Origin of the sequence: Streptomyces globosus, assembly GCF_003325375.1 — a bacterium.
In the GTDB taxonomy this organism is placed as follows: domain Bacteria; phylum Actinomycetota; class Actinomycetes; order Streptomycetales; family Streptomycetaceae; genus Streptomyces; species Streptomyces globosus_A.
The window spans coordinates 6,347,006-6,370,283 of the sequence record NZ_CP030862.1 but is presented as its reverse complement, the minus strand read 5'-3'; the positions used below and the strand labels follow the sequence as shown (position 1 = coordinate 6,370,283).

Below are 23,278 nucleotides of genomic sequence, written 5' to 3'. Positions count from 1 at the left end.
GGCCCGTGCCCGGTGCGGTACGGCCGGAGGCCCCACCCCGTCGCGGGGCGGGGCCTCCGCCGTGTCGTGACCGTCACCGCCGGCGTGTCGCCGTCGGCGCGTCACAGCCGGCCGAACAGCACTCCGCGCCAGGTCCAGCCCGCGCCGAGGACCACCTTCTGCAGCGGCTCCTTCAGGTCCGACGTGGCGAAGCGGAACGTCTCCGCGGCCTCCGTACGGCCCCCCTTGCCGCGGCCGATGGTCCACTGCTTCGACACCGTCGTCACCTGGCCCCGGGAGTACTCGCCCGACGCGGTCAGCCGCGGCGTGCCGCCGACCCACGAGACCTCCCACTGCCGGTCGGTGCTCCGCACCTCGTGCCCGTCCGGGTCGATCCGCATCCGGATCTGCACCTGCCGCTCCAGCTGGTGGCGCAGGAAGAAGCCGTGCCAGGCGGGCTCCCGCACCCGCCACTCCGCCACGAGGTCGGCGGCCTCCCCGGGAAGGGCGGTGCGCACCGTGTAGGGCGCGCCCTGCCCGCCCAGCGCGAGCAGCGCTGCCCGGACCTCCGCGGCCGGCTCGGGCGGGACGCCGCCGTCGGGGTGCCGGGTACCGGTCAGCCTGTCCTTGAAGCCCACGGCTACGCCCCGCCCCCGGTTTCCGTGCCGGGAGTCCCGGGGTCCGGTGCGACCGAGCGCAGGAACTCCTGGAAGTCCGCGCCCACGGCGTCCTCCTGGGCCGCGGTGACGGTCAGGATGAGCCGGATCACCACGCGCTTGCGCGGGTCGGCCACGTCCTGCATGGCGAGGTAGACCTGGGACTGGACGAGCTCGCGCTGCACGCCGCCCACCACGGCGGTGAGCGTCAGCCTCTGCGCGAGGCCGGGGGAGTCGTCGGAGCCGAGGGGGCGGCGGCCGGCGACCTGGACGGCCCCGAGGGACCGGCGGAGCCGTTCCACCGAACCGTCGGCGATGTCGGCGAGGGTCTCCTCCTCGGCGGACCAGAAGTCGCCGTCGATGGTGATGTTGGCGGTGAATCCGCCGTCGGGTTCCGGGTGCAGGGCGACGAACGCCGCGTCCGGGGCGCCGACCTCGTCCGGAGGGGCGGGCCGCCAGCCCTCCGGCAGGACGAACTGGATGGGAATCGGCAGTGTCGTGGGCATGTTGTCTCACGCCCTCCTTCCGTCTGCGGGACAGGGCATCAGTCGAACATTCCGACGAAGCCGTCCTTGATGTCGCCGGCCGTGTCGCCCACCCAGTCGGCGGCGTCGCCGGCGGACTTTTTGAACTTGTCCGTGTCGACGGTGAACTCGGCGCCCACCGAGCCGCCGATGCCGAGGGCGACCCCCACCTTGCCGCCGACGTGCCACTTGCCGTCGTCGCCCTTGCCGAGGGTCACCTTGGCCTCCGCGCCCGCACCGGCCCAGCCCTCGGCCGTGGCGCCGGCGCCGATGCCGGCGAGCTCGCCGCCTCCGGCGACGCTTTCCTTGGCGCCGGCGAAGGCCTTGGCACCGGCGTTGACGCCTTCCCAGCCTACCGAGCCGCTGAGCGCGGCCTCCCCGCCGGCGAACCCCTCCGTGCGCCCGTAGGCGCCGCCCCAGTGGCTGTAGTCGGCGCGTCCCTCAAGCAGGGTCCTGACGCCCGCGGACGTCTCGGCCTTGCCCGCGAGGCCCTCGTGGGTGAAGCCGTAGTTCGCGCTGGCCCTGGCCCCCACGGTGATGTCGTCGATGCCGGAGAGCGCGAAGTCCCCGTTCTGGTACTTGCCCTCCGCGGTCATCTTGAAGAGGTCGGCGTACGCCTTCGCAGACCCCTCCTTGCCGTACTTCTGACCGGTGACCGTGGTGCCCGCGTGCGGGCCGGTGATCTTGAGACCGCCTTCGGACTTCGGCCCGTCCTTGGCTGCCTCCGCCTCCTTGGCAGCCCGGTCCCGCGCGGCCTTCTCGTCCTTCAGGGCCTGGTCGAGGTCGCCGGTGGCGCCGGCGTTGAAGCCGGCGAGGGACATGTCGGCGCCCTTGCCGAGAGCGTCCTTGTTGCTGTCGGTGACGGCGGTTTCGAGGACGGCCTTGACGTTGTGGTCGAGCTCGGTGACGGCCTTCACCCGGTCGTCGATGTGCTTCTGCCACTTGCCGACGGCCTCGCCGATGGCCTTCCGGCCGTCGGGGTCGTGGTGGTAGGCGCTGCGCTCGCCCGGGGTGAGCTTCGCCCAGTCGAAGGCGACGTGCCCCTGCTCGGAGACGGTCATGCCGGCGGCTATCGCGTCGTCGCGGGCGCTCACGAGCTTGTTCTTCAGGTCGGTGAACTTCTCCTGGGCGTCCCGCAGCAGGCCCGCGATCGCCTTCGCCTGCACCTGCGCCGCCGCGTACTCGTAGCGGGTCGCCGCGAAGCCCTTCTCGGCGCTCACGGCGCTGCGCCCGGCCCAGCCGTCCGTCGTGGTGATCTTCTGGACGGTTTCGCCGTAGCGACTCTCGATCTTCTTCAGCTCGCCCGCCATCGACTGCCACTTGCCGGCGGCGGTGCCGAGCAGCCCGAAGTCGGTGCTCATGACCTCGTGGTAGTTCAGTGCCACAGCTCAGCTCCCCTAAAGACCGTTCAGACCCGACTTGCCGGCCAGGAAGTCGTTGCGAAGTCCGATGTCGTTGCGGGTGAAAAGACCCGAAGCGCCGCGAAGGGCGCCCTTCTCCGCTTCGAGCCGGGCGATCAGGTTCTTCACCTGCTGGTCCCAGGTCTCCGCGACCTTCTTCAGGCCGGCGGCGGTCTCCCAGCCGTCGAAGCCCTTCTGGGCGGCGGCGGTCGATTCGTCGGCGTCGTCGGCGGCCTTCTTCGTGTTCGGCTGGAGCTCGGTCTCGATCGTGTTCGCGGCGGCCTTCTTCTCGGCCGGGGTCGAGGCGAAGTCCTGCCCTCCGGGCGCCTGCAGCAGGGGCGGCGGCGGGTTCGTGCCCGTTGCCAGCAGCGGCGGACGGGCCGTGCCGGGCTGCGGCTGCTGCAGCAGCGGTGGCGGCGGTGCCGTGACGCCGGGGGCCAGAGGCCCCTCGCCGTTCAGCCGCATGCCCACCTGCTGCTCGGGATGAAGTTCATCTGCCATGTCTGCTCTCCCCGTTGGCTGGCGCTGATCATATGCATGGCAAGTGTGAACCGGCCAAGCAGTCCCGCTCCGGGAAGAGGACGGTCAGGCGCCCGAGCTCCGGCACACCTGCGCGGGGAGGGTGCGGGGCGGGCGGACGGCTCGCCAGATGCCGTCCGGGCTGCGGCTTTTCGCCGGCCGCCGACCGGCCGGTATGCGTCACCGCACCCGCGGCTCCGGCGCCGCCCGCCGCCCCGCGAACAGGGCGGCCTGCCGCTCCGGCGGCAGGCTGCCCAGCGCGATCAGCGCGGGGGCCTGTGCCAGCGCCTGCTGCAGCACGGCCTGTTTCGCCGACCACAGGGCCCGTACGGTGCCCTGCACGGCCTCCGGCGGGAACGACGCCAGCGTCCGCGCCGTTCGCAGCGCCGCCGCCCGCAGCTCCGCGGGCGCGGCCAGCTCCGACACCAGCCCGATCTCGTACGCCCGCCGCGCCGACAGCCGCTCCGCCGTCCCCATCAGCGCCAGCCGGGCGGCCTCCCCGAACGGCATCCGCTGCGCCATGTACACGGCCTCGTACGCGCTGACCATCCCGTAGGAGGTGTGCGGGTCGAAGAACTCCGCCGTGTCCGCCGCGATCAGGAACTCCGACTCGCCCAGCAGGTAGAACGCCCCGCCGCAGGCCATGCCGTTGACGGCGGCGACGACCGGCTTCCACAGGTCGCACGCCTTCGGGCCGACCGCGAGCAGCGGGTCGTCCAGCGAGTACGGCGATCCCGGCTGGGGGATGTCGGCGCCGCGGTCGAGGCCCGTGCAGAACGCGGTGCTGCCCGCCCCCGTCAGCACCACCGCCCGCACCCCGTCGTCGCGGCGGAGCTCCCGCCACAGCGCGCCCAGGGCGGCGGCGGTCGCGAGGTCGATCGCGTTGTGCCGGTGCGGCCGGTCCAGGGTGACGACGGCGACCCCGGCGGCCGCGTCCCGCTCCACCCGCAGTGTCACGGCTTCTCCGGCACCCAGCGCGGCACGGTGACGCCGCCGCAGTCGGCGAAGACGGCCCGGACCCGGGCGCCGATGCGCACGGCGGCCGGGTCGGCCGAGCCGAGCGGGGCGTCCGCCGAGGCGACGAGGTTGCCCACGAGCCGGATGCCGGGTGCGTCGGCGAGCTCGACGAGGACGACGGTGTAGGGGGCGTGGGCGGCGTACGCGGGCAGCAGCGGCGGGTGCGGGCGCACGTACGACCAGATCCGCCCGCGGCCGTCGACGGGCTGCCAGTGGGAGTCGAAGGAGCGGCAGTGCGGGCAGCAGGGGCGCGGCGGGAAGCGCAGCCGGCCGCAGGCGGTGCAGGCCTGCACGCGGAGCTCGCCGCGGGCGGCGTACTCCCAGAACGGGGCGCCGTCCTCGTCGGGGACGGGCGCGAGCAGGGCGTCCGCGGGGGTGGGGGCGGTCGGGGTGGCGGTCATGGCGGTCTCGCTCCTTTCGTGGGCCGGTCGCCCGGCCGTCAGGCGCGCAGCAGGATCGCGGACGTGGGGACGCCCTCGCCCGCGGTCACCAGGCAGGTCCGGGCGTCCGGCACCTGGGCGGTGGAGGTGCCGCGGAGCTGCTTGACGCCCTCGGTGATCAGGTTGAAGCCGTGCACGTACGCCTCCGACAGGCCGCCGCCGCCCGTGTTGATCGGGAGCCGGCCGCCCGTCTCCAGGGCGCCGCCCTCGGTGAAGGCGCCGCCCTCGCCGCGCCCGCAGAAGCCGTAGCCCTCCAGGGAGAGGGGGACGAGCGGGGTGAAGGCGTCGTAGATCTGGGCGGTGTCGACGTCCTGCGGGCCGAAGTCGGCCCGTTTCCACAGGTGGCGGGCGGCCGTCCAGGCGGGGCCGGACAGGGGGTCGTCGTTCCAGTAGTTGACCATGCCGTGGTGCTGGGAGGGCAGGCCCTGCGCGGCGGCGTGGACGTGGACGGGCCGGTGGCGGCAGTCGCGGGCGCGGGCGGCGGAGACGACGACGCAGGCGAGGGCGCCGTCGGTCTCCAGGCAGTTGTCGAAGAGGCACAGCGGCTCGCTGACCATGCGGGAGGTCATGTACATCTCGCGGGTCAGCGGCCGCTCGTACATGATCGCGGCGGGGTTCTCGTTGGCCCGGTTGCGGCAGGCCATGGCCACGTTGAAGAGGTGGTCGCGGGTGGCGCCGTACTCGTGCATGTAGCGGCGGGCCAGCATGGCGATCTCGTCGGCGGGGCGCAGCAGCCCGAAGGGGCGCGTCCACTGGCCGGGCGTGGGGAGTTGCACGGCCGTGTTGGTCCAGGGGCGGGGGCCGGAGCCGCGCTTGCGGGAACGCCAGGCCACACCGACGCTCGCCTGGCCGGTGGCGATGGCGGCGGCGAGGTGGCCGATGGTGGCGCAGGAGCCGCCGCCGCCGTAGCCGACCCTGGAGAAGAAGGTGGCGTCGCCGGCGCCGATGGCCTTGGCGACCTCGACCTCGTCGGTCTCCTCCATGGTGTAGGACGCGAACGCGTCGACCTCGCCGGGCGCGATGCCCGCGTCGTCGAGGGCGGCGAGGATCGCCCGGCAGGCCAGCTCCTTCTCGGACTGGGGGAGGCGTCTGGCGAAGGGCGTCTGGCCGATGCCGACGATCGCCGTAGCGTCCTTGAGGGTTGCCGCCATCGCCGCCTCCGGGGGACGTCGCCAGTGCTGACAGCCGCGAAGGGTACAGCTAATCTGACGAACAGTCAGCTATGGGGTGGCGGGGAGGCGGACGATGGACCGGCGCGCAGGCAGCACCGACCGCGGGCACACACACGGCAGCACGGCGTACGGGGCTGCGGCGCGGGGCGGCGGTACGCCCGCCCCCGGGCCCCGGCCCGCCGACGCCCCCGCCGACGAAGGCGTCCGCGGCGACCTCCGCTGGGGCACCATCGCCGGGCTCGTCCGCGACGCCGCCGCCCGCCACGCCGACCGCGAGGCCGTCGCCGACGGCCGTACCCGCCTCACCTACCGGGCCCTCGGCGAGCGCGTCGAGCGCGCCGCGGCCGCCGCCATCGCCGCCGGGATCCGCCCCGGCGACCGCGTCGCCGTCTGGGCGCCCAACACCCCCGACTGGATCACCTGCGCCCTCGGCGCCGTCTGCGCGGGCGCTGTCCTCGTCCCCCTGAACACCCGGTTCAAGGGCGCCGAGGCCGCGTACGTCCTCGACCGCAGCCGGGCCAGGCTCCTCTTCGTCACCGGCACCTTCCTCGGCACCTCCTACGTGGCCTCCCTGCGCCGCGCCGCCGCCGAACGCCCCGACCGCCCCGACCGCCCCGACCGCCCCGGCCCCGCCTGCCCCGCCTGCCCGCCGGCGGCGGCCCCCGCCCGCGGCCCCCTGCCCGGGCTCCCGCACCTCGAACAGGTCGTCGTCCTCGCCGACGACGCCCCGCAGGACTTCCGCACCTGGAAGGACTTCCTCGCCTCCGGCGACACCGTCCCCGCCGCCGAGGTCCGCCGCCGCGCCGACGCCATCCGCCCCGACGCCCCCTCCGACATCGTCTTCACCTCCGGCACCACCGGAAGCCCGAAGGGCGCCGTCACCACCCACGCCCAGTCCCTGCGCTGCTACGAGCTGTGGAGCGAGCTCGCCGGACTCCGCGCCGGCGACCGCTACCTGATCGTCAACCCGTTCTTCCACACCTTCGGCTACAAGGCCGGCATCCTCGCCTGCCTCATGCGCGGCGCCACGATGGTCCCCCAGCCCGTCTCCGACACCGGGACCGTCCTCGCCAACATCGCCGCCGAACGCATCTCCGTCCTCCCCGGCCCGCCCACCCTCCACCAGTCCCTCCTCGACCACCCCCACCGCGACCGGCACGACCTGTCCGCGCTGCGCCTCGTCGTCACCGGCGCCGCCGTCGTCCCCCTCCGCCTCGTCGAACGGCTCCGCGGCGAACTCCGCATCGCCACCGTCCTCACCGCCTACGGGCTCTCCGAGGCCGCCGGCATCGTCACCATGTGCCGCCGCGGCGACCCCGACGACGTCGTCGCCAACACCTCCGGGCGCGCCGTCCCCGGCACCGAGGTCCGCATCGCCGGCCCCGACGGCCGCCCCCTGCCCGCCGGCCGGCCCGGCGAGGTCCTCGTCCGCGGCCACCAGGTCATGCAGGGCTACTTCGAGGACCCGGAGGAGACCGCCCGCGCCCTCACCCCCGACGGCTGGCTGCGCACCGGAGACGTCGGCGTCCTGGACGACGCCGGGAACCTGCGCATCACCGACCGGATCAAGGACATGTTCATCGTCGGCGGCTTCAACGCCTACCCCGCCGAGATCGAGCAGCTCCTCGCCCTCCACCCCGACATCGCGGACGTCGCCGTCGTCGGCGTCCCCGACGCGCGCCTCGGCGAGGTCGGCAAGGCGTACGCGGTCCGCAGGCCCGGCTCGACGCTCACCGCCGACGACCTGATCGCCTGGTCGCGCCGGGAGATGGCCAACTACAAGGTGCCGCGGACCGTGGAGTTCCTCGCCGAACTCCCGCGCAACGCAAGCGGCAAGGTCCTCAAACGCGCCCTGCGCACCGCCCGCCCCGGCGCCTGAGCCGGCGGGGCGGCAAGCACTAGCTCTGCGCCCCGCCCGGCCTGCGGGCCAGGACCAGGCGCCAGCGGGGGCTGCCGTCCGGGCGCCGGCCGAAGTGCTCCAGCGGCAGCGTCTCCACCGCGAACCCGGCGGCCGCCAGGTCCCGGCGCACCCCGCCCCACGGGAACGTCCGGTAGTACATGACGAACGGGGGCCGCCACACCGCGTTCCGCACCCGCATCACCGCGTCGAAGCCGGCCACCGCCCACCACAGCGGCGAGGACGGCGGCAGCGGCGCCCCGATCGGGAACGCGAACACACCGCCGGGGCGCAGCGCCCCGTACACGCCGGAGAACAGGGCGGGCCGTTCGGCGGGCAGGAAGTGCCCGAACGCGCCGAAACTGACGGCCAGGTCGTAGCCGCCGGCCAGCCCGGCCGGCAGGGCGCGGGCGTCTGCGCGCACGAGGTCGACGCGGTCGGCGGCGCCGTGGGCGCGCTCCGCCTCGGCGAGCATGCCCGCACTGAGGTCGACGCCGGTGACCCGGCCCCGGCAGAGCCGCGTCAGCATGCCGAGCGCCGCCCCGGTGCCGCAGCAGACGTCGAGGCCGTCCCCGAAGGAGCCCTCCGACGCCGCGAGGGCCTCCTCGACGGTGTCGAGGAGGCGGTCCGGGGTGCGGAAGGGGGTGTGGTCGAACTTGGGCGCGAGGAGGTCGTAGCCCCGCTCGACCGAGGAGAAGGCCTGGACGGCGAGCTCGCGCAGGCTCGGACCCTGTGAGGTGAACACGCCCCCACCCTAAACAGGCCCGGCGGTGGTACGCGCACGTGCGGCGGCCGCGGTGGCTCCCCCTCCGGGCCACCGCGGCCGCCGTCACCGACCGGACGGGCCGGCCGTGCGGTGGTGCGGTCGTACGTGGTGCGGCGGTGCTCCCCCCGTGTCGTGCTCCCCCGTGTCGTGCTCCCCGCGGGGACCCCGTGTCCCCCGTGGTCCCCGCGAGGCCTTGCTCCCCCGTCCCCCCTGGGCCGGGGGAGCCCGACGTCCCCCGTCGGCTCCCGCGGCCCGTGTGCGCCCCCCGTATCCCCCGTGGGACGCCGTGCGGCCTACGGGCGAGGGCTGGACGCGTGGTTGTCCAGCGTCACGATGTCCTCGTCCGCAGCCGGCTTGTCGACCGGCTTGATGGCGATGCCGGAAGCGTGGTTGTCCATCGGCGTGATGTCGGTGTCCGTCGCGGCGGTCCCCTCGACGGGCTTGATCCCGATGCCCGACGCGTGGTTGTCGAGCGGGATGATGTCGCTCTCGTTCGGCAGGACGTTCTCGTTCGTCGTCATCGGATCTCCTGATGGATTGCTGGGCCCGTTCGGCGATTCCCCCGCGGACCGCCGAACGGGCGGTCCAACAGGACTCCCGCGCCCCCCGACGCGGTGAGTCGATGCATCCATCGTGTCGGACGGCGATAAACGAACGATGAATGCCTCCGTACGGCGCCCCGGGCCGCGGCCCGAGCCGGGCGGTCAGGCAGCGATCTCCGACGACAGAAGGGCCCGCACCTCGGCGAGTTCCGGCGACCCGAGCCCCGCGAACACGGCCTCGGCGTCCCGCCAGCAGGCCCGGGCCCGGTCCCGCTGCCCCAGCCCGTGCAGGGCCCTGCCCAGCACCGTCAGGACCGTCGCCCGGCGCCATTCGCCGCCGATCCCGCGCAGCGCGATGGCCTGCTCGGCGTGGGCGGCGGCCAGCGTCGGCCGGCGCGCCGCCAGGTGCGCCTCCGCGAGCCGGAAGTGCGTGACGCCCTCCCACAGCGGCTGGCGGTTGTCGTGGAACAGGGCGAGCGCCTCGGTGAGCTGCGTCAGCGCCTCGGAGAGCCGGCCGGCCTGGGTGAGGGCGATGCCGAGGGCGTACCGGCCGTTGGCCAGGCGCAGGGTCAGGCCCATCCGGTCGTATATGGCGATGCCCTGCTCGGCGAGGTCGATGGCGCTGGCGAGGCGGCCCAGCTCGACGTGGATGCGGGAGAGGTTGCACAGGGCGCTGGCCTCGCCGATGTGGTTGGCGTCGGCCCGGAAGTTGTCGATGGCCTCCAGCAGGTACCGCTCGCCGTCGGCGTGGCGGCCCTGGTAGAGGGCGATGATGCCGCGGTCGTTCGGCGCCCAGCAGCTGGGCAGGGGGTCGCCGGCCTCGCGGGCCAGGACCATCGCCTGCCGGGCCTCGTCGTCGGCCTCCGCGAACCGGCCGGCGACCAGGTGGACGTTGGTCAGCGCGGTGCGGGCGCGGCCCTCGGCGTGCGGGTCCTTCGCGGCGCGCGCCGCGTCGCGCAGGGCGACCGCGGCGGACTCGTACTGCTTGGAGTTGGCGCCGGACTCGGTGAGGTCCTTGGCCGCCCACAGCAGGTCGACGGCCCGGCGCAGGACGTCGGCGCGGCCGGTGGTGCGCAGGGCGGATTGGCGTACGCAGGCCAGCAGCGGGTCGGCTTCGGCGTACAGCCAGTCCAGGGCTGCGCGCGGCTCGGTGAAGGCGAGGCCGGGGTGGGCGGTGGCGGCGAGGTGGGCGGGAAGCCGGTCGCCGGGCCGTTCGACGGCGTACACGGCGGAGGCGGTCGCCAGGTAGAAGTCCAGCAGCCGGTCCAGGGCGGCGTCCCGCTCGGCGGGGTCCGGCTCGTCGCGCTCGGCGCAGGCACGCGCGTAGAGGCGTACGAGGTCGTGGAAGCGGTAGCGGCCGGGCGCCGCCGACTCCAGCAGGGAGCAGTCGACTAAAGCCTCCAGCAGGTCCTCGGTGTCGTGTTCGGGCAGGTCGAGGGCGGCGGCGGCCGCGGCGAGGGAGATGTCGGGGCCGTCGGCGAGGCCGAGGAGGCGGAAGGCGCGCTGCTGGGCGGGCTCCAGCTGCCCGTAGCCGAGCTCGAAGGTGGCCTTGACGGCGAGGTCGCCGGCCTGGAGCTCGTCGAGGCGGCGGCGCTCGTCGGCGAGCTTCGCGGCGAGCACGGACACCGTCCAGGTGCGGCGCGCGGCGAGGCGGGAGGCGGCGATCCGGATCGCGAGCGGCAGGAAGCCGCAGGCGCCGACGACGTCGAGGGCGGCCTGCCGTTCGGCGCCGACCCGCTCCGCGCCGACGATCCGGGTGAACAGCTGGAGGGCCTCCTCGGGGCTCATCACGTCCAGGTCGACGAGGTGGGCGCCGGCGAGGCCCGCCATGCGGACCCGGCTGGTGACGAGGGCGGCGCAGCCCGCGGTGCCCGGCAGCAGCGGGCGGACCTGGGCCGCGTCGCGGGCGTTGTCGAGGAGGACGAGCACGCGGCGGCCGTCGAGGGCGGAGCGGTAGAGCGCGGCCCGCTCGTCCGCGGTGTCCGGGATGGCGGTGTCGGGGGTGCCCAGCGCCCGCAGGAACGAGCCGAGGACGGCGACGGGCTCGGCCGGGCGGGGCTCGGTGCCCTGGAGGTCGACGTACAGCTGCCCGTCGGGGAAGTGCGGGCGTGCGGCGTGCGCGACGTGCACGGCGAGGGTGGTCTTGCCGACGCCGCCGATCCCGGCGAGCGCGGAGACGGCCATGACCTGCCCGTCGGCGGCGGAGAGGATCTCGCGGAGCTCAGAGACGAAGGTGGTGCGCCCGGTGAAGTCGGGGACGGTGGCGGGCAGCTGCGCGGGCCGTACGTGGACGGGGGCCGCGGCGGCCGGCGGCGCCTCGGCGCGGGCGAGTTCGGCGTCGGCGCGCAGGATGCGCTGCTGGAGTGCGGACAGCTCGGGGCGGGGGTCGACGCCGAGTTCGTCGGCGAGGAGCCGGCGGGTGTCGGCGTAGACGGCGAGGGCCTCGGCCTGGCGGCCGCTGCGGTAGAGGGCGAGCATCAGCAGCTCGCGCAGGCGCTCCCGCAGGGGGTGGGCGGCGGTGAGGGCGGTGAGCTCGGAGACGGCCTCGGCGTGGTGGCCGACCTCCAGGTCGAGGTCGAGGCGGGCCTCCAGCAGTTGGAGCTGCCATTCCGCGAGGCGGGTGCGCTCGGTCTCGGCGTGCGGGCCGGGGACGCCGGCGAGGGGTTCGCCGTCCCACAGGTCGAGGGCGCGGGAGAGCAGGGTGCGGGCGTGGTCGCGGTCGCCGGCGGTGCGGGCCCGCTCGGCGTCGGCGGCGAGGCCGCGCGCGAGGGCGAGGTCGAGGGTGCCGGGCGGGGTGTGGACGGCGTAGCCGCCGGACTCGGTGACGAGGGTGCCCGGTTCGAGGATCTTGCGCAGGCGGGAGGCGTAGGTGCGGATGGTGGCGAGGGCCTGCTGGGGCGGGTCGTCGCCCCAGATCGCGTCGATCAGCTCGCGGGCGGTGGCGGTGCGGCCGTCGCGGAGCAGGAGGACCGCGAGGAGGGCGCGCTGCTGCGGGGTGCCGGAGGGGAGGGCCGTGCCGTCGCGCCAGGCGCGGATCGGACCGAGGACGGCGAAGCGCGACCCGGCGCCGGCCCCCGCGCCCGCGGGCGGTGCGGCGGGCGACGCGGCGTCCGGCGCCGCGGGTGCGGGCGGCGCGGGTTCGGGCGCGGCGGGGCACGCCTTTGGGGCGGGCGCGGCGGCTTTCGGCCCGGGGGCGGTCCGGGCGGCCCCGGGGGTGCGCCGGGCTGCCTCGGGGTGGTTCCGCTGCTGCGGGATGGCCGGTATGCCGTCCATCGGTCGTCCTCCCCTGCCTTCCGTCGGTGTAAGGGTCAGTCTGCCCTGTCTCGGACGTACCCGTCAGCCCGTGTCGGGCCGATCACCCCCCAAGTAGCTGACGGTGCGTCAGATCAGCGCTACCGTGGGCCCCATGGAGACCTTCCCGAGGATCATTTCGGTGGACGACCACACGGTCGAACCCCCTCGCGTCTGGCAGGACCGGCTCCCGTCCCGGTACCGCGACACCGGCCCCCGCATCGTCCGCGCCCCCCTGAAGGAAATGACCTTCCTCGGCGGGAGGTTCGCCCCGGTCATGGGCGCACCCGGCGACGACGGACCCCTCGGCGACTGGTGGGTCTACGAGGACCTCCACCGCCCCCTCACCCGCCTCGACACCGCCGTCGGCTTCGACCGCGACGAGATCCGCCTGGAGGTCATCACCTACGGGCAGATGCGCCCCGGCTCCCACTCCGTCCCCGAACGCCTCGCCGACATGGACGCCAACCACGTCCAGTCCGCACTGTGCTTCCCCACCTTCCCGCGCTTCTGCGGCCAGACCTTCACCGAGGCCCGCGACCGCGACCTCGGCCTCCTCTGCGTCCGCGCCTACAACGACTGGATGGTGGAGGAGTGGTGCGGCCCCGACGCCCGCGGCCGGCTCATCCCCCTCACCCTCGTCCCCCTGTGGGACGCCGCCCTCGCCGCCGCCGAGGTCCGCCGCAACGCCGCCCGCGGCGTCCGCGCCGTCGCCTTCTCCGAGATACCCCCGCACCTCGGCCTGCCCTCCATCCACACCGACGCCTGGGACCCCTTCCTCGACGCGTGCAACGAGACCGGCACCGTCATCGCCATGCACATCGGCTCCTCCTCCCGCATGCCCTCCACCTCCGCCGACGCCCCGCCCGCCGTCGGCTCCACCATCACCTACGCCAACTGCTGCTTCTCCATGGTCGACTGGCTGATGAGCGGCAAGTTCGAACGCTTCCCGAACCTGCGGATCATGTACGCCGAAGGCCAGATCGGCTGGATCCCGTACATCCTGGAACGCGCCGACACCGTCTGGCAGGAGAACCGCGGCTGGGGCGGCGTCGCCGACAAGGTGCTGCGCCCGCCGTCCGAACTCTTCGCCGAGCACGTCCACGGCTGCTTCTTCGACGACGCCTTCGGACTGCGCAACCTCGACGCCATCGGCGTCGGCAACGTCCTGTACGAGACCGACTACCCGCACTCCGACTCCACCTGGCCCAAGTCCCGCGAAGTCGGCGAGGCCCAGATGGGCCACCTCGCCCCCGACACCGTCGAACGCATCGTCCGCGGCAACGCCATCGACCTCCTCGGCCTCACCCCCGAAGGCCTCTGGCCGGGCGCCTGAACCCGCACCGCCCGCCCCGGCCCCGGCATGGCCGGGCAGCCCCTTGCGACAGGCCCCCACCCCCAGGCATGCTTCGCCAGAGCAAAGCTGAAGGGGTGGGCAGCGGTGGACAAGCGGAACCTGGTGACCGGCGTGTTGTGCGCCATAGCGGCAATCGGCGCGTCAGCGGCCATGACGAAGGTCGTCCCCGACCCGGGCGGCAGCCCCGCACCGCGCACCGCAGCCGCCCCCGCCGCCGAGCCCACCCCCAGCCTGACTTCGCTCCCGCAATCCGCGAAGCAACCGCAGCTCGCGGCCCCCGGCACCCCCGCCCCCGGCACCCCGGCCGCCTTCACCGGAGCCCTGTTCGAGGGCGCTGTGCAGGGCCGCCACTTCTGCACCGCCACCGTCGTGCAGAGCCCCGGCAGGAACCTCATCGTCACCGCCGGCCACTGCCTCCTCGCCGGCAAGCCCACCGGCCAGGGCGCCGTCTTCGCACCCGCGTACGCGGGCGGCACCACCCCGTACGGCACCTGGAAGATCGAGGAGGTCTTCGAAGACCCCCGCTGGGACGGGGGCGCCGACGACGACTACGACCTCGCCTTCGTACGCCTCGCCCCCGACGCCTCCGGCCGCAACATCGAGGACGTCACCGGCGGCGCGCCCCTCGACACCACGGGCCGCGCCGGCGAACAGGTCACCGTCACCGGCTACCCGGCCGACCGCAAGGCCCCCCACACCTGCACCGCCACCGCCGTACGCGAAACCCCGACCCGCCAGCGCTTCGACTGCGCGGGATTCCCGAGCGGCACGAGCGGCAGCGCCTGGATCGCCCGCGACGGCCGCATCATCGGCATCCTCACGGGCGGCGACACGGACGACGTCTCCACGAGCACCGTCCTCGGTGACTACGCGGCGACCCTGTACGCCAGGGCAACGGCGACGGGCAGCTGACGGAGCCGGGGCGCGCCGGCCGCGGCGCGCCCGCGCCCGCCCGGCCCAGCAGGGCGAGGGCTCAGCCCACCAGCCCCAGGTGCACCGGCTCGACCGCCCCGCGGGCCAGCAGCTCCGCCAGCCGCGGCGGCCACGACGGCTCCCCGAGCCCGGCCAGCACATCGGGCGACAACCACCGCCAGTGGGCCCGCGGATCCTCCGGCACGGGCTCCCGCCGCGGCCCGGAGGTGACGTAGATGTGCTCGTACTGGCGGACGCGGACGCCCTGGTGGGTGAAGTCGTGCTCCCAGGTGCACAGCAGCCGCTGAGGCCGGAGATCGGTCCACCCGGTCTCCTCCCGCAACTCCCGCCGCACACACTGCTCGGGAGTCTCCCCCGGATCGATGCCCCCACCGGGCGGCAGCCAGTGGATCCCGACCTCGACGTTGTTCTCCCGAAACAGGAACACGGCCCCCTCGGGATCCAAAACGACAATGCGCGCTGCGTGCCTGGGAGTTCTCATCATCCCAGCGTACGACGGGGGCGCAGGAGGGGAAGAGGGGCCGAGGGCGACGGAAGCGTCGGAGGAGGGGGGAAGTCCGGGAGGGAGGGGCTCGGCGTCGGAGAGGCGACGGCGAACCGGCGGAAGACGGGAGCCGGCGACTCGGGGACGGTGGCGTTCTGGGGGCTTCCCGGCTGCCCATTGTCGTTCCGGCGCGGACCGGCTTGTCAAGGGCGCTCCCGTTGGTCGCGTCGCTGCGCGATGGCCTTGCGGCCACCCTTGACAAACCGACCCGCACCGGAAAGACAAAGAGCTGCCGGGAAGCCCCCAGGGGGAGGGACGGCCTGGAGGACCACGAGCCGCAAGGGGCCATCAGAGATCCTCCCCTCCCGCCCCGGCGGCCGCATCCCACCCACCGGCATCAGCCGTCCCGTCGACGGGAGCCCGGGAAGGCCGTGACGTCGTGAAACGACGTCCAGAGCATCATCCGCAGACAGGAGCGCGCCGGATCGCTACGTGGGCGCCGTCGGCTCAGCGTCCGGCGGCCGTCAGCGGCCGGGGCGGACGCGACAGATCACTGCGTGCGCGCCCTCGGCTCAGCGTCCGGCGGCCGTCAGGGGCCGGGGCGGCGCGCCGGATCGCTACACGCCTCCGTCTGCACGGCGTCCGGCCGCCACTTGGGGCCGCGAAGCGCCCCACCTCGCTGCGCGCTTCTCTCACGTCGGCGTCCGGCTGCCGTCCGGGGCGGCGAAGCGCACCGGCTCGCTCCGTGCTGCTCATCCTGTGGCGGCTGAAGGCCGTCGGGGGCGGCGAAGCGCCACCCTGCCCGCTCCCCCCTCCTCGTATACCGGCGTCTGTGGCAGAAGGCCCCTTCCGCCCCCGCCCCCTGCAATCCTGCGATCAGTCGCTGAGCCGAGGGCGCCCCTGTAGCGGTCTGCCGCGCCGCCCCCGCCCCTGACGGCCGTCGGACGCTGAGCCGAGAGCGCCTCTGTAGCGATCTGCCGCGTTCCTGCCTGCGGATGATGCTCTGGGCGTCGTTTCGCCACGTCACAGCCGGCCTGGGCTCCCGTCGGCGGGTCTGCTGATGCCGGTGGGACGGGACGCGGCCCGCGGGGCGGGAGGGCGGCGGCTCTGATGGCCCTGAATGGTCCACGTACCCCCTGGCCGTTCCCCTGGGGGCGTCCCGGCAGAAAAAATGCCTCCGGGACGGGTCGGTCGGTCAAGGGTGGCCCGCCAGGGCCATCGCGCAGCGACGCGCCCAACGGGCGCGCCCTTGAGGGACCGGCACGCCCCGGACACCATCAACTGCCCGGGACACCCCCAGTACCACTACCGACCCCGACCCATCGGCTCCCGCCGAACCCCACTCCCGCCGTCCATCTCCCGACCCCGATCCATCAACCCCCGCCACCCCCACCCCCACCCCCACCCCCACCCCCACCCCCACCCCATCCGCCACTCCCGTCCGCCTACTCCCCCTTCCTCTCCCCGCCGCGCCGTCCACGCCGTGTCACCTCCCGGGTGCGTTCTGTGTACGGTCGGGGGAATGAGCAAGCGTCTCCGGGCCGGCTCCCTGCGGTCCCGTACGGTCAAGCGCGCCGGTGCCGGTGCGGCCCTCGGTCTTCTGGCCTGCACTGCGGCCTGGGTTCATGCCGTCGACGGCGTTTCCGGGGCCACCGAGGCGCGGGCGTACAGATCCGACGACCGGCCCCCCGCCGCGCAGGAGGGCCGCGTCGTGCGGGCGCGGGAACGGGACCCCCTGCAAGGGCTGTCCGGGGTGAGCGAGCGGACGGTGGCGCGGATCCCGGCCGAGTCGCGGCAGCTGGTCCTGGTGACGGGCCACGGCCGGGACTCCTCGCACGCCACAGCGGCGCTCTACACCCGGCCCGCCGCCGGTGCCGACTGGGTGCTCGCGGAGAGCTGGCCCGCGCGGAACGGCGCGAAGGGGTGGTCCGCGGACCGCCGGTACGGTGATCTGACGTCCCCCGAAGGGGTGTTCTCGCTGAGCGATGCGGGTGGTCTGCTGCCGAAGCCGCCGGGCACGCGGTTGCCGTACGACCGCAGCCGGGCCTTCGTGGCGTCGGGGCACGGCGTGGAGGGCGAGTCGCTGGAGGGGTCCTTCGACTACGTCATCGCGATCGACTTCAACCGTCGGCGGGGGACGTCGCCCCTCGACCCGGTGAAACCGGAAGGCGCGGCCAAGGGCGGGAACATCTGGCTGCACGTGGACCACGACGGCCCCTCCCAGGGCTGTGTCGGCATCTCGAAGGAGGCCATGGCGCGGCTCCTGACCGTCCTGGACCCGGCGGCGAAGCCGGTGATCGCCATGGGCCCCCGGGGATTCTGACCCCTTCGCCGCCCTGCCCTGTCCGGAGCCCTGCCCCGCCCTGCCCTGCCTGCCCTGCCCGCGAGCCCCCACCCCTTGTCTGACGCCCAGTCAGCTACCACGATGTCCCCCGTCGCCCGCACGGCGGCGGGCCGTGGACGAAGGCGAGGTGTGGCATGGCGGGTTCGGTGCGCGTGTTTCCGGAGGGCCGGCTGGTGTACGGGTTGCAGCTGCCCGTCCAGTCGCAGAGCCCCCTGTACGCCGAGCCGTGGGAGGCCTCGGCCGGCGCCGAGGACCTGGCCGAGGCGGCGCGGGCGGCGGACCGGGCGGGGTTCGCGTACGTCGCGACCTGCGATCACGTGGCGATACCGCGCCGCCTCGCCGGTGCGATGGGCGCGGTCTGGTACGACCCGGTGGCGGTGCTGGCGTTCCTCGCCGGGATCACGGAGCGGGTGCGGCTGCTGAGCCATGTCGCAGTGGTGGGGCTGCGGCATCCGCTGGCCGCGGCGAAGCAGTATGCGACGGTGGACCGCCTGTCGGGCGGCCGCCTGGTGCTGGGGGTCGGCGCCGGTCACGTGCGGGAGGAGTTCGAGGCGGTCGGTGCCGACTTCGCCGGGCGCGGGGCGCTGCTCGACGAGTGCGTGGACGCGCTGCGTGCCGCACTGGGCCCGGAGGAGTACCCGGTGTTCGAGGGGGAGCGGTTCGCGTTCCGGGATCTGGCGCAGTTGCCGCGGCCGGTGCAGGAGCGGGTGCCGGTGTGGGTGGGGGGTTCGTCGCCGGCGGCGGTGCGGCGGGCGGTGCTGCGGGGGGACGGCTGGCTGCCGCAGGGTGATCCGCGGGACCGGCTTCCGGCGCAGATCGCGCGGATCAGGGGGTTGCGGGAGGCGGCGGGGGCGGCGGGCCCGTTCACGGTCGGGGCGATCACGGAGGCGCTGTACGTGGGGGAGCCGGCGTGGGGGGTGGGCCGGCGGACGCTGTCGGGGAAGCCGGAGGCGCTGGCGGAGTCGCTGCGGGAGTACGGGGCGATCGGCGTGGACCAGGTCCAGGTGCGGTTCCGCAGTCGGGGGCGGGCGGAACTGGTGGACCAGATCGAGGCGTTCGGGGCGGAGGTGGGGCCGCTCCTGAACGGGTGACCCGGGGCCCCCGACATTCTGACGCTCCGTCAGTATTGACGCTCCCCCGCGCCCGGTGGAACAGTCGACCCCATCCGAACTGACGAGGCGTCAGAAACGTGAGGACGGTGAACCCCCTTGGAATTCGGGCTCTTCGTGCAGGGATACGTGCCTCAGGCGCGTTCCGAGGTCGACCCCGCGGCGGAGCACAGGGCACTGGTCGAGGAGACCGAGTACGTCATCCAGGCCGACAAGTCCGGCTTCAAGTACGCCTGGGCCTCCGAGCACCACTTCCTGGAGGAGTACTCCCACCTGTCGGCGAACGAGGTCTTCCTCGCCTACCTCGCCCATGCCACCGAGCGCATCCACCTCGGATCCGGCATCTTCAACCCGCTCGCCCAGGTCAACCACCCGGTCAAGGTGGCCGAGAAGGTCACCATGCTCGACCACCTCTCCCGGGGCCGCTTCGAGTTCGGCACCGGCCGCGGCGCCGGAAGCCACGAGATCCTCGGCTTCCTGCCCGGCATCACGGACATGAACCACACGAAGGAGATCTGGGAGGAGACCATCGCGGAGTTCCCCAAGATGTTCCTCCAGGAGGAGTACGAGGGGTTCCAGGGCAAGCACTGGTCGCTGCCCCCGCGCAAGGTCTTCCCCAAGCCGTACGGCAAGGCCCACCCCGCCATGTGGTACGCCGCCGGCTCCCCCTCCTCCTACGCGATGGCCGCCCGCAAGGGCCTCGGCGTCCTCGGCTTCAGCGTGCAGAAGGTCTCCGACATGGAGTGGGTGCTGGACCAGTACAAGACGGCCATCCGCGAGGCGGAGGCCATCGGCGCGTTCGTCAACGACAACGTCATGGTCACCTCGACCGCGATCTGCGCCGAGACCCACGACAAGGCCGTCGAGATCGCCGTCAACGCGCACATGAACCGCTTCCAGTCCCTCGTCTTCCGCTACCACGACACCTTCCCGCGCCCCGAGGCGATCCCGCAGTGGCCCGAGATCCTCCCGGAGTACAACGCCGAGATCATCGAGCTCCTCATCGCCGAGGAGCTGCTGATCTGCGGCGACCCCTCCGAGGTCCTCGCGCAGTGCCGGCGGTGGGAGCAGGCCGGCGCCGACCAGCTGTCCTTCGGCTTGCCGACGGGCGTGTCGTACGAGGACACCATGACGACGATCAAGCTGATCGGCGAGCACGTCATCCCGCAGATCGACACCGACCCGGTGCACCGCACCACCCGCTTCCGGCAGGCCGCCTGAGGATCCGGGCCGGCGGTTTCCCGGACCGCCGCCCCGGCAGGGGCCCGGCGAGGACAGCCCCGGGCCCCGATGCCCGGCCGGAGCGGGCGGAGCAGCGGCCTGCCTCCCGCTCCGGCCGGCCGACCCGAGAGGGCGCGAGAACGCCCGAGAAGGCGCGAGAACGCCCTAAAGGCGCCTGAAGGCCCGAGAAGGCCCGAGAAGGGACGTCACCGACATGCTCGACCACCTCATCAGGGGCGCGACCGTCGTCGACGGAACCGGCGCCCCCGCCCGCACCGCCGACGTCGGCATACGCGGCGGCCTGATCGCCGCCGTCGCGGCCCCCGGCACCGTCACCGAGCCGGCCCGCACCGCCGAGGACGCCTCCGGCCTCGTCCTGTGCCCCGGCTTCGTCGACCCGCACACCCACTACGACGCCCAGCTGTTCTGGGACCCGTACGCCACGCCCTCCATGAACCACGGCGTGACCACCGTCGCCGGGGGGAACTGCGGCTTCACCCTCGCCCCGCTGCACCCCGGCCGCCCCGAGGACGCCGACTACACGCGCCGCATGATGAGCAAGGTCGAGGGCATGTCCCTGCAGGCCCTGGAGGACGGCGTCGACTGGACCTGGTCCACCTTCGGCGAGTACCTCGACGCCCTGGAGGGCCGCATCGCCGTCAATGCCGGCTTCATGGTCGGCCACTGCGCGCTGCGCCGCCACGTCATGGGCGCCGACGCCGTCGGCGGGCAGCCCACCGCCGCCCAGCTCGACCGGATGACCGCCCTCCTCCACGAGGCCATGGACGCCGGCGCGTGGGGCCTGTCCACGACCCAGTCCGCCACCCACTCCGACGGCGACGGCGCCCCCGTCGCCTCCCGGCACGCCCGCCCCGACGAGCTGATCGCCCTCGCCCGCGCCGTCGGCGACCACGAGGGCACCCAGCTGGAGGCGATCGTCGCCGGCTGCCTCGACCGCTTCACGGACGCCGAGATCGACCTGCTCGTCGCCATGAGCGCCGCCGCCGGCCGGCCCCTGAACTGGAACGTCCTCACCATCGACGCCGCCGTCCCCGACCGGGTGCCCCGCCAGCTGGCCGCCTCCGAGCGCGCCCGCAGGGCCGGCGGGCGGATCGTCGCCCTCACCATGCCGATCCTCACGCCCATGAACATGTCGCTGGGCTCGTTCTGCGCACTGAACCTGATCCCCGGCTGGGGCGCCGTCCTCGGCCTGCCCGTCCCCGAGCGGATCGCCGAACTGCGCGACCCCGCCGTCCGGGCGGAGATGCTGCGCCGCGCCGACAGCCCCGAGGCGGGCGTGTTCCGCCGCCTCGCCGACTTCGGGCGGTACGTCATCGGCGACACCTACAGCAAGGAGAACGAGGGCCTCACCGGCCGCGTCGTCCGCGACGTCGCCGCCGAACGCGGCCAGGACCCCTTCGCCTGCCTCGTGGAGATCTGCTCCCACGACGACCTGCGCACGGTGCTGTGGCCGATGCCCACCGACAACGACCCGGCGAGCTGGGCGCTGCGCGCGCAGACCTGGCAGCACGAGGACGTCATGCTCGGCGGCTCCGACGCCGGCGCGCACCTGGACCGCATGTGCGGGGCCCCGTACACGACGCGCTTCCTCGGGGACTGCCTGCGCGGACGCCGCCTGGTGCCGCTGGAGCAGGCGGTGCGGATGCTGTCCGACGACCCTGCCCGGCTGTTCGGGCTGCGCGGGCGCGGCCGGATCGAGGAGGGCGCGTACGCGGACCTGGTGCTGTTCGACGCGGAGCGGATCGACGCCGGCCCGGCGACGCTCGTCCACGACCTGCCCGGCGGCAGCCCGCGGCTCGACGCGCGCGCCGTGGGGATCGTCTCGGTGCGGGTCAACGGTGTGGAGACGGTCCGCGACGACGAGGTGACGGGCGCCGTCCCGGGCCGGGTGCTGCGCTCGGGCCGTGACACGGAGACGGTGGCGACCCGGTGAGCGGCGCGCAGCGCGGCGACGGCGCCCGGCGGCTGTTCATCGGCGGGGAGTGGGTCGAGCCGGCGGGCGGCCACTACGAGGTCGTCGACCCGGCGGACGAGTCGGTGGTCGGCCTGGCCCCGGAGGCATCCCCGGCGCAGGTGGAGGAGGCGGCCGCGGCGGCGGCCGCGGCGTTCGAGGGCTGGTCGCGGACGGATCCGCAGGAGCGGGCGCGGATCCTGGACCGGGCCGCCGACGTGATCCGGCGGGAGTCCGAGCCGTGGTCGGAGCTGGCCCGGGCGGAGAGCGGCGCGCCGACGGCGGTGGCCCGCGCGATGCAGGTGGGTGTCGGGGCCGCCCGGTTCCGGCGGTACGCGCGGGGCGCCCTGGAACCGGTGGAGCGCGGACTGCCGCCGCAGGTCACGGCGGCCGGGCCGATGGGGCGGTCCGCGGTCCTGGGGGCGCTGGAGGTGCGGCAGCCGGTCGGTGTGGTCGCCTGCATCACCTCGTACAACAACCCGTGGGCCAACCCGGCGGGCAAGGTCGCGCCCGCGCTGGCCATGGGGAACACGGTGGTCGTCAAGCCGGCGCCGCAGGACCCGCTGTCGGTGTTCCGGATGGCGGAGGCGCTCGCCGAGGCCGGGGTCCCGGCGGGCGTCGTCAACGTCGTCGGCGGGCAGTCGGCGGCCGTCGGGGAGGCCCTGGTGGCGTCCGGGCACGTCGACATGGTGTCGTTCACCGGTTCCACCGCGGTCGGGCAGCGCATCGCGGAGGTCTGCGGCCGCACGATGAAGCGGCAGCTGATGGAGCTCGGCGGCAAGGGGGCGGCGGTCGTCCTCGACGACGCCGACCTGGACGCGGCCGTCGCCGGCATCGGCACCACGTTCTCCTTCTACAGCGGCCAGATCTGCACCGCGCCGACCCGGGTCATCGTGCACCGGTCGGTGTACGGGGAGCTGGTCGGGAAGCTGGCCGGGTATGCGGCGCACCTGCGGATCGGGCACCCGGCGGAGCGGGGCACGGTCGTCGGCCCGGTGATCTCGGCCGCGCACCGGGACCGGGTGGAGGCGTACGTGGAGCTGGGCCGCAAGGAGGGCGCCCGGCTCGTGCACGGCGGGCAGCGGCCGGCGGTCGGCCCGGGCGGGGGCCGTACGGGCGGGAGCCGGGGCCGGGGCTTCTACGTGGCGCCGACGCTGCTCGCCGACTGCACGGCGGACATGCGGGTGGTCCGGGAGGAGGTCTTCGGGCCGGTCGTGTCGGTGGTGCCGTTCGACGGGGGCGAGGACGAGGCGGTGGCGCTGGCGAACGACAGCGACTACGGGCTGCTGAGCTACGTGTGGTCGCGGGACGCGGAGCGCGCGTTCCGCGTGGCGCGGCGGCTGCGGGCGGGCGGGGTGGGGGTGAACACGGTCGGGCGGAACATGGAGGCGCCGTTCGGCGGGTTCAAGCGCTCGGGGGTGGGGCGGGACGTGGGCTCGTACGCGCTGCACGCGTACAGCGAGGTGCAGGCGATCGTCTGGGCGGGGTGAGGGGCGCAGGGCGGGCGGAAAACTGGTGCGGGAAAATTTCCAATCCGGCAAAACGGACATGGCTACGGTTTCCGCATACCGAAACCGCCGGACCGGGTCCTGTGAACCGGGGGTAACGCCCGGGCGAAGGCCTTTCAAAGCTTCCCAGCCCCCTTCCCTGCCTCT

19 protein-coding genes are annotated in these 23,278 nt (G+C 74.3%); 8 read left to right on the top strand and 11 right to left on the bottom strand.

The window, feature by feature from the left end:
* Positions 1 to 101: 101 nt before the first annotated feature.
* The 7 genes from C0216_RS28200 to C0216_RS28170 form a co-directional block, all read right to left on the bottom strand.
* Positions 102 to 617 carry a hypothetical protein gene (locus C0216_RS28200; protein WP_114057965.1) on the bottom strand — a complete coding sequence of 172 codons (516 nt, stop codon included), beginning with the start codon at positions 615 to 617 and terminating at the stop codon, positions 102 to 104.
* 2 nt (positions 618 to 619) lie between these two features.
* Complete coding sequence (locus tag C0216_RS28195) at positions 620 to 1,141, bottom strand: hypothetical protein (protein ID WP_114057964.1); 522 nt, start codon at positions 1,139 to 1,141, stop codon at positions 620 to 622.
* 38 nt (positions 1,142 to 1,179) lie between these two features.
* The gene (locus C0216_RS28190; RefSeq protein WP_114057963.1) at positions 1,180 to 2,544 is read right to left on the bottom strand and encodes a hypothetical protein; all 1,365 of its coding nucleotides are present in this window, start codon (positions 2,542 to 2,544) and stop codon (positions 1,180 to 1,182) included.
* A 12-nt stretch (positions 2,545 to 2,556) separates the two neighbouring features.
* On the bottom strand, positions 2,557 to 3,060 hold the full coding sequence (locus C0216_RS28185) for a hypothetical protein (protein ID WP_246042722.1): 504 nt from the start codon (positions 3,058 to 3,060) through the stop codon (positions 2,557 to 2,559).
* A 198-nt stretch (positions 3,061 to 3,258) separates the two neighbouring features.
* The gene (locus tag C0216_RS28180) at positions 3,259 to 4,035 is read right to left on the bottom strand and encodes an enoyl-CoA hydratase/isomerase family protein (protein WP_114057962.1); all 777 of its coding nucleotides are present in this window, start codon (positions 4,033 to 4,035) and stop codon (positions 3,259 to 3,261) included.
* Positions 4,032 to 4,496, bottom strand: a complete 465-nt coding sequence (locus tag C0216_RS28175; RefSeq protein ID WP_114057961.1) for a Zn-ribbon domain-containing OB-fold protein — start codon at positions 4,494 to 4,496, stop codon at positions 4,032 to 4,034. The genes C0216_RS28180 and C0216_RS28175 overlap by 4 nt, the downstream gene beginning before the upstream one ends.
* A gap of 38 nt (positions 4,497 to 4,534) precedes the next feature.
* Positions 4,535 to 5,686 carry a lipid-transfer protein gene (locus C0216_RS28170; protein WP_114057960.1) on the bottom strand — a complete coding sequence of 384 codons (1,152 nt, stop codon included), beginning with the start codon at positions 5,684 to 5,686 and terminating at the stop codon, positions 4,535 to 4,537.
* 94 nt (positions 5,687 to 5,780) lie between these two features.
* Between C0216_RS28170 and C0216_RS28165 the strand changes: the two genes are divergently transcribed.
* Positions 5,781 to 7,586, top strand: coding sequence for a fatty acid--CoA ligase family protein (locus C0216_RS28165; protein WP_114057959.1), 1,806 nt, complete (start codon positions 5,781 to 5,783; stop codon positions 7,584 to 7,586).
* 19 nt (positions 7,587 to 7,605) lie between these two features.
* Here the strand turns inward: C0216_RS28165 and C0216_RS28160 are convergent, their stop codons facing one another.
* The 3 genes from C0216_RS28160 to C0216_RS28150 form a co-directional block, all read right to left on the bottom strand.
* Positions 7,606 to 8,349 carry a class I SAM-dependent methyltransferase gene (locus C0216_RS28160; protein WP_114057958.1) on the bottom strand — a complete coding sequence of 248 codons (744 nt, stop codon included), beginning with the start codon at positions 8,347 to 8,349 and terminating at the stop codon, positions 7,606 to 7,608.
* A gap of 314 nt (positions 8,350 to 8,663) precedes the next feature.
* Positions 8,664 to 8,891: a hypothetical protein gene (locus tag C0216_RS28155; RefSeq protein WP_114057957.1), complete on the bottom strand. Its 228-nt coding sequence runs from the start codon at positions 8,889 to 8,891 to the stop codon at positions 8,664 to 8,666.
* A gap of 183 nt (positions 8,892 to 9,074) precedes the next feature.
* Entirely contained in the window at positions 9,075 to 12,185 is a 3,111-nt protein-coding gene (locus tag C0216_RS28150; RefSeq protein WP_246042721.1) for an AfsR/SARP family transcriptional regulator, read from the bottom strand.
* A 133-nt stretch (positions 12,186 to 12,318) separates the two neighbouring features.
* On the opposite strand from C0216_RS28150, the gene C0216_RS28145 reads away from it, so the two are divergent.
* Both C0216_RS28145 and C0216_RS28140 read left to right on the top strand, forming a co-directional pair.
* Entirely contained in the window at positions 12,319 to 13,539 is a 1,221-nt protein-coding gene (locus C0216_RS28145; protein WP_428985467.1) for an amidohydrolase family protein, read from the top strand.
* A 105-nt stretch (positions 13,540 to 13,644) separates the two neighbouring features.
* Positions 13,645 to 14,472, top strand: coding sequence for a trypsin-like serine peptidase (locus C0216_RS28140; RefSeq protein ID WP_246042720.1), 828 nt, complete (start codon positions 13,645 to 13,647; stop codon positions 14,470 to 14,472).
* Between the two features lie 61 nt (positions 14,473 to 14,533).
* Here the strand turns inward: C0216_RS28140 and C0216_RS28135 are convergent, their stop codons facing one another.
* Positions 14,534 to 14,920 carry an NUDIX domain-containing protein gene (locus C0216_RS28135; RefSeq protein WP_246042719.1) on the bottom strand — a complete coding sequence of 129 codons (387 nt, stop codon included), beginning with the start codon at positions 14,918 to 14,920 and terminating at the stop codon, positions 14,534 to 14,536.
* 1,579 nt (positions 14,921 to 16,499) lie between these two features.
* Here C0216_RS28135 and C0216_RS28130 point away from each other — a divergent pair.
* The 5 genes from C0216_RS28130 (at position 16,500) to C0216_RS28110 (ending at position 23,113) form a co-directional block, all read left to right on the top strand.
* Positions 16,500 to 17,300, top strand: a complete 801-nt coding sequence (locus tag C0216_RS28130; protein ID WP_114057954.1) for a hypothetical protein — start codon at positions 16,500 to 16,502, stop codon at positions 17,298 to 17,300.
* 155 nt (positions 17,301 to 17,455) lie between these two features.
* Complete coding sequence (locus C0216_RS28125; RefSeq protein ID WP_174250476.1) at positions 17,456 to 18,412, top strand: TIGR03619 family F420-dependent LLM class oxidoreductase; 957 nt, start codon at positions 17,456 to 17,458, stop codon at positions 18,410 to 18,412.
* Positions 18,413 to 18,529: 117 nt separating this feature from the next.
* Positions 18,530 to 19,651: an LLM class flavin-dependent oxidoreductase gene (locus C0216_RS28120; protein ID WP_114057953.1), complete on the top strand. Its 1,122-nt coding sequence runs from the start codon at positions 18,530 to 18,532 to the stop codon at positions 19,649 to 19,651.
* Between the two features lie 214 nt (positions 19,652 to 19,865).
* Complete coding sequence (locus C0216_RS28115) at positions 19,866 to 21,605, top strand: N-acyl-D-amino-acid deacylase family protein (protein WP_114057952.1); 1,740 nt, start codon at positions 19,866 to 19,868, stop codon at positions 21,603 to 21,605.
* A complete protein-coding gene (locus C0216_RS28110; protein ID WP_114057951.1) occupies positions 21,602 to 23,113 on the top strand; it encodes an aldehyde dehydrogenase family protein in 1,512 nt (503 codons plus the stop codon). Before C0216_RS28115 ends, C0216_RS28110 begins: the two co-directional genes overlap by 4 nt.
* Positions 23,114 to 23,278: the final 165 nt, after the last annotated feature.